General features: G+C 70.7%; 4 protein-coding genes. All 4 read left to right on the plus strand.

Features of this window, described 5'->3' with window-relative positions; all coding sequences use genetic code 11:
- Positions 1-781: FAD-dependent monooxygenase (locus G3N93_RS36395; protein WP_206135179.1), on the plus strand; the 781-nt coding region annotated here is incomplete at its 5' end.
- Between the two features lie 66 nt (positions 782-847).
- Positions 848-1,375: a flavin reductase family protein gene (locus G3N93_RS36400; RefSeq protein ID WP_174932483.1), complete on the plus strand. Its 528-nt coding sequence runs from the start codon at positions 848-850 to the stop codon at positions 1,373-1,375.
- A 122-nt stretch (positions 1,376-1,497) separates the two neighbouring features.
- Entirely contained in the window at positions 1,498-2,421 is a 924-nt protein-coding gene (locus G3N93_RS36405; protein WP_206135180.1) for a LysR family transcriptional regulator, read from the plus strand.
- 100 nt (positions 2,422-2,521) lie between these two features.
- On the plus strand, positions 2,522-3,316 hold a 795-nt coding region (locus G3N93_RS36410), incomplete at its 3' end, for an FUSC family protein (protein ID WP_206135181.1).

Genomic DNA, 3,316 nt, shown 5'->3' on the forward strand with positions numbered 1-3,316 from the left:
CGCGACGCTCGTCGATGCGACGGGCACGCGCTGGCGCGCGGATCTCGTCGTCGCGGCCGACGGCATTCATTCGACGCTGCGCCACGCGCTGCTCGGCGACGACGCGCCGCACTACAGCGGCGACGACGCGTATCGCGCGCTGATCGACGTCGACGCGATCGATCCGCACTCGCCCGTGTTCGAGATCGTCAAGGAACCGCAGGTGACGATCTGGCTCGGGCCCGGTCGGCACGCGATCCATTACTGGGTGCGCGATCGCCGGCTGCTGAACCTCGTCGTGATCGTGCCGGGCGACGGCAGCACGCGCGAATCGTGGAGCAGCAAGGGCGATCGCGCGACGCTCGAAGCCGAGCTCGACGGCTGGGATCCGCGCCTCGTCGGGCTGATCCGCTGCGCGTCGGACTTGAGCCGCTGGTCGCTGCACGACCGCCAGCCGCTCACGCGCTGGGTATGGGACAGCGTGTGCCTGCTCGGCGACGCATGCCATCCGATGCTGCCGTACCAGTCGCAGGGCGCCGCGCAGGCGCTCGAGGACGCGGTCGTGCTCGGCCGGTGCGTGACGGGGCTCGCGTCGAAGGAAGCCCTCGGCGCCGCACTGGTCGAGTACCAGCGCCTGCGGATCGACCGCAGCGCGCGGATCCAGCTTGCGTCGGCCGGCAACGGCGGCGTGTTCCACCTGCCCGACGGCCCCGAGCAACAGGCGCGCGACGCCGAGCTCAAGTCGCGCCGCGCCGACTTCAAGTCCTATCACTGGACCTGGGCCGACGCGTACCAGCTTTGACGCCCGCCCCGGCGCCGCGTGGTGCGAGCCATGCGGCGCCGGGGCTCCTCGTGACAGGACCGCATCATGATGAACACCGTGGACATTGCGCAGCAACTGAAACAGGCGATGCGCGGCGTAGCCGCCACCGTCACGATCGTCACGACCGGTGGCGACGGCGCCGCGGCCGCCCCGTGCGCGCTGACCGCCAGCTCGTTCACGTCGGTCGCGCTCGATCCGCCGACCGTGCTGGTGTGCATCAACCGACGCGCGAGCATTCACGCGTCGATCACCGGCCGCCGGCGCTTCTGCGTGAACGCGCTGCAAAGCTGCCACGTGCCGCTCGCGCTCGCGTGCAGCACGACGGGCTCCGATACCCGTTTCGCGGACGACGCGTGGCGCACCGACGCGGCGACCGGCCTGCCCTACCTCGAGAACGCACAGACGTCGTTCTTCTGCGACACGCTCGAACAGGTCGAGGTCGGCTCGCATTCGATCCTGGTCGGACGGGTCACGCGCGTCGCGATGTCCGACGACGTGAACCCGCTGATGTACGTGAACGGCGCGTTCGCCGCCGTCCGCTCGCTGCCGCCCGATGCGGGCGCCGGCCAATGACACCCCGATGCGTGCGTCAGGCGTGATGCCGCGCGCAATCGTTGCGTGCGCTGCAGTCACGCTGCGCGCGCATATCCCGCACTACCATTGCGCCGCATGCACGCGATGACACGGAGAAGCCGATGGCACCCGACCTGAACCTGCTGATTTCGCTCGACGCGCTGCTCGAAGAGGGTAGCGTCGTCGGCGCCGCACGCCGCATGAACCTCAGCCCGCCCGCGATGAGCCGCACGCTCGCGCGCATCCGCGAAACGGTCGGCGACCCGATCTTCGTGCAGGCCGGCCGCAAGATGGTGCCGACGCCGCGCGCGCTCGAACTGCGCGGCGTCGTCCGCGAGACCGTGGAGCGCGCGTCGCAGTTGCTCGCCCCGTCCGCGGAAATCGATCTCGGCACGCTCGACAAGCAGTTCAACGTGCGCGCGAACGACATCTTCGTCGGCCTGCACAGCAGCCGCCTGCTCGAGGAGATGGCGCGCGGGATGCCGCGCGCGATGCTGCGCTTCATGCCCGAGGAAGACGACATCGACGACGACGCGTTGCGCAGCGGCCGCATCGACCTGTTCATCAGCGCGTCGCGCCGCCTGGGGCCGGAGATTCGCGTGCAGCCGCTGTTCACGACGACCTTCGTCGGCCTCGCGCGCGACGACCACCCGATCTTCGACGACGACATCACGCCCGAGCGCTTCGCGCGCTGGCCGCATATCGGCGTATCGCGGCGCGGCAAGTCGGCGGGACCGATCGACGACGCGCTCGCCGCGCGCGGGCTCGCGCGGCACGTGCTGCTCGTCGTGCCGACGCCGTATGCGGCGATCTTCGCGCTGCAGGCGTCGGACCTGATCCTGCCGCTGCCCGAGCATCTCGCGCGCGGCGCGGTGCGGGCCGGGCTCGGCGTGCGCGCGTTCGACCTGCCAGTGCCGCTCGAAACCGTGCTGATCACGCAGGCGTGGCATCCGCGCTTCCAGAGCGACCCCGCGCACCAGTGGTTGCGGCGCGTCGTGCGCGGGCGGTGCACCGGCCAGCCGGCGCTGCATCCGGCGCACGCATGACGCATGCGTCGCACGCACTCGTCGAGTGCAAAGACGTCACTGTTCCGCATGCATCGCCCGACCGTAGACTGGCTTCGTCCTTTCTCATGGAGCGAGCGCAGTGCATGACGCAGCAGATCAGACGCGCGCCGGCGCGCCGCCGCCCCGGCGCCTGAATCACGCGGCCGCGGCGCTGATCGCGCGCATCGACATCTTCACGCCGCGCGGCGCGTATGTCGCGCGCTCGGTCATCGCCGCCGCGCTCGCGCTCGGCGTCGCGTACCTGCTCGAACTCGAAACCCCGTATTCGGCGGCGTCGACGGTGCTGCTCGTGATCAATCCCGTGCAGGGCGCGGTGATCGGCAAGGGCGTGTGGCGCGTGGTCGGCACGATCGCGGGGATGGTCGTCGCGTTCGTGCTGATGGGCTGCTTCGCGCAGCAGCCGCTGCTGTTCATCCTCGGCTTCGCGTTCTGGCTCGGCGTCTGCGTTGCCGGCATGACGCTGCTGCGGCACTTCCGCGCGTCGGGCACCGTGGTGGCCGGCTACACGATCGGTCTCGCGACCTACGGCGCGATGCAGCATCCCGAGCTGACCTTCGAACATGTGATCGGGCGCGGCTCGACGGTCGCGATCGGCGTGCTGTGCCTGAGCCTCGTGTCGATGCTGCTCGGCACGCGCGACGTGCACGCGAAACTCGAAGCGCTGGTGACACGCGTGACGGCCGACGTCGCACGGGCCATCGCCGCGCAGCGCAACGGCCTCGCGGCGGCGCCCGCCGACGACAAGCGGCACGCGCTGTTCGCCGGCATCTACGGCATCGACGATCTGCTCGCACTCGGCAAGGCCGAATCGGAAGATCTCGCGCAGCGTGCGGCCGCCGTGCGGCACGGGATGGCGTCGCTGTTCGGCGCGCTC

Origin of the sequence: Burkholderia sp. Se-20378 (assembly GCF_017104665.1) — a bacterium.
GTDB classification, from domain to species: domain Bacteria; phylum Pseudomonadota; class Gammaproteobacteria; order Burkholderiales; family Burkholderiaceae; genus Burkholderia; species Burkholderia lata.